This is a genomic window from Flavobacterium sp. (assembly GCF_044339515.1).
Taxonomy (GTDB): Bacteria; Bacteroidota; Bacteroidia; order Flavobacteriales; family Flavobacteriaceae; genus Flavobacterium.
In genome coordinates this window covers 1-3,389 of sequence record NZ_JBIIVK010000096.1, presented here as the reverse complement: position 1 = coordinate 3,389, position 3,389 = coordinate 1, and the positions used below count along the sequence as shown (strand labels likewise).

Here is a 3,389-nt window from a genome sequence, read left to right as displayed (position 1 = left end):
ATGCAATTCGTGAAGCGTCACCTTTTAGATTATAAACTTCTTGGGGTTCACAAACCAAATTGTTATCCTGCATAAAATAACCTAATTTTTCTACTGCTTCTTTAAATTTTTCAATAACAACCGGAGCCGGATCTACCAACCAAATTTCACGAGACCTGTTTTCGTCCACACCGGAAAACAAAGCGATGGCTTGGTTTACAGCTTCTTGTTGTGAACGAAAGTCTAAAATATTGCCATGTGGTTTGGTGTCATTCAACACCCGATTGGTACGTGAAAACGCCTGAATCAACCCGTGGTATTTTAGGTTTTTGTCCACGTATAAGGTGTTCAAATATTTGCTGTCAAACCCAGTAAGCAACATATCTACCACAATGGTTATGTCAATTTTTTTACTGCGGTCCAGTTCTTTGTTTGTCCATTTTTGGTCTTTGATGCGTCTTTGCACATCTTGATAATACAAATCAAATTCACTGATGGTATGATTGGTGCCAAACTGCTGATTATAATCAGCCATAATGGTTTTGAGTGCTGCTTTCTTTTCTTCGGGGTTCTGTTTGTTGTCTTCTTTTTCTTGGGTTAAATCTTCCTGAATCTGTTGAATATCAGAGTTTCCCTCGGCAGGTGGAGAAAATACACAAGCAATGTTTAACGGTTCATAGTCTGGATTTTCGGCTAGTTTCTTTTTTTGAATTTCTTTGAAAAGGTTGTAATACTCTATGGCGTTGTTAATAGAAGCCGTTGCCAACACTGCATTGAACCTTCTGAAATTGGTTGCCGCATGGTGTTTTTCTAAAATAGCTTCTACAATTGCTTGCTGAGCAATGGCTTCTCCGGGCTTTGCTTTTATTTCTCCTTTACCCTTAAAATAATCAATGTGAAACCGCAATACATTTCGGTCGTCAATAGCGTGCGTAATGGTGTAGGCGTGCAATTGTTTTTCAAAAATGTCTTGGGTGGTTTTATAAGATGCCTCTTCTCCCTCGCGAATTTGATAGGTAGCATTTTGATCAAAAATGGGCGTGCCGGTAAAACCAAACAGTTGAGCATTGGGAAAAAACTCCTTGATGGCTTTGTGATTTTCTCCAAATTGCGAACGGTGACACTCGTCAAAAATAAAAACTATTCGCTTGTTGCGAAGTGGTTCTAAACGTTCTTTGTAATTCTTTTTGTTATTGCCATCCAAGGCCAAGCCCAATTTTTGAATAGTGGTTACAATCACCTTATCCGCATAATTGGTAGAAAGCAAACGCCTTACCAAGGTTTCGGTATTGGTGTTTTCTTCTACACTGCCTTCTTGAAATTTATTGAACTCCTCACGGGTTTGTCGGTCAAGGTCTTTGCGGTCTACCACAAACAAACATTTTTCAATGTCGGCATTGTCTTTCAATAAGGTAGAAGCTTTAAAAGAAGTCAAGGTTTTCCCACTTCCCGTGGTATGCCAGATGTATCCATTGCCCCGGTTTTGTTGGATGCAATCAATAATTGCTTTCACGGCATAAATCTGATAGGGCCGCATGATGAGCAACTTTTGTTCACTTTCCACAAGCACCATATACTTGCTAATCATACTGCCCAACGTGCATTTGGTTAGGAATTTTTCTGTGAAAGTTTCAAGGTGTGTTATTTTCTTATTGCTCTCGTCGGCTAATTGATATATCGGCAAAAACCGTTCGTCTGCATTAAAAGCAAAATGTTGGTTCTTGTTGTTGGCAAAATAATACGTATTGGTTCTGTTGCTCACAATAAACAACTGCATATAACAAAGCAATGAATTACCGTAACCGTTACCCGGTTCATTTTTGTAACTCACAATTTGTTCCATTGCTTTTCGAGGGGAAATGTCGAGGTTTTTCAACTCAATTTGCACCACAGGCAAGCCGTTAATCAACAAAATAACATCGTAACGTTGGTGGCTGTTTTCGGTATTGATGCGTAATTGACTGATTACTTCAAAATCGTTTTTACACCAGTCTTTGTTATTTACCAAAGTGTAATGCAAAGGCGTTCCATCTTCTCGTTGAAAGTATTGTCTTTCCCGTAAAAGTTTAGAAGCTTTAAAAACATCCGGTTCAATGATTTCTTCTCTGAGTCGCAAAAATTCATTATCAGACAAACGAACACGGTTGAGTGCTTCAAATTTAGTTTTGAAGTTTTGTTCTAGTGTTTTCCTGTCAACTATGTCGGGACGATGAATGTACTTCAGCCCTATGAGTTGTTCGATGAGGTTTAGTTCTATTTGATTTTCTTTACTCATTTATTTGTAACTCTTTGGCGTTTATTGATTTTAAAATAATGTAATCCGTTTAAATTTTCAATAGTTCTAAAATCACTTTTTCTTTTGAGATTTTCTTTTGCTTTTATAATTGATTCATTAAAGCCATTGCATTTTAACCAATTTTGATTGCTCAAATATAGTAAAAAATACTTGCTGTGATTTTGAAAAACTATCCTATTTTTATAGGTACTTTAGAAGTTGGATGTTATAAAAAATGGTTTTTTGAGGCTATTACTTTATTCCAATTTCTATCGTAGTTTTTCGTTTAAACATTCATTTTTTGTTTTAAAAAAAACATTTCATTTTCAATTTGTTGTTTTTTAAGTTCACATGCGGCTAATTTTTGGAGCGAATTGAGTTCTAAACTCTTTTTTATCCTATTTTCAATAGTTTTTGTTTGCAAACTGTTATTATCCTTTTTAGTTTTAAAAAAATCCAAGGCTGTTATTCCCGCCAACAAATGCTCACGTGTTTTTTGTATTTCTTCTATTTTTTTATTGACCTGATGATGCATTATTGCCAAATCGGTTAGTTTTTTTTGCCATTCTTTTTGAACAGTTTTGCTTTCATTCTCTAAAAAATTACGACTGGTTTTGGCGGTTTTATTTTTTTTTACGTATTGTAAAAGTTCGTTTAGTTTTACAGTGGCCTCTAACGGCAAACTTCTTTTTCCGCACACAAACATAGACCATTGTGATCGGTGTACCCCTAGAAATATGGCCATTTCATCGTGTGTGAGTCCGGTAATTTCTTTAAAAGCATTCATAAGGCAATCTTATTTGATTGTGTCAATTGTTTCGCTCAAACAAATATACAAAAAAGTGTGTCATATTTATATAAATTATTTTTTTTACACAAAAATTGTGTCACAATTAAAATATACTTTTTTTTGACACATTAAAAAAATATTTCTTCTAACTATATTCAACTTCGTTGAAGGATTAACCACTAAACATTCCACAAAATATCACCAAATCTAGTGAGGAGAAAAAAATCACTATAAATGGGTATTGTTTGATGTCGTTTTTTATTTTAAAATTGCAACATTATTAAAATTCGTAAGAAAATTTACAAAAAGAAAATACTTCGGTATCACGCATTATACTCACTTTCG

The 3,389-nt window shown here is 34.8% G+C and carries 2 protein-coding genes; both read right to left on the bottom strand.

Annotated elements, in window-relative coordinates; translation table 11 throughout:
- Positions 1–2,254: type I restriction endonuclease subunit R (locus ACIQ0M_RS15355; protein ID WP_396153812.1), on the bottom strand; the 2,254-nt coding region annotated here is incomplete at its 3' end.
- A gap of 286 nt (positions 2,255–2,540) precedes the next feature.
- Positions 2,541–3,041: a hypothetical protein gene (locus ACIQ0M_RS15350; protein ID WP_396153810.1), complete on the bottom strand. Its 501-nt coding sequence runs from the start codon at positions 3,039–3,041 to the stop codon at positions 2,541–2,543.
- Between the last annotated feature and the right edge of the window lie 348 nt (positions 3,042–3,389).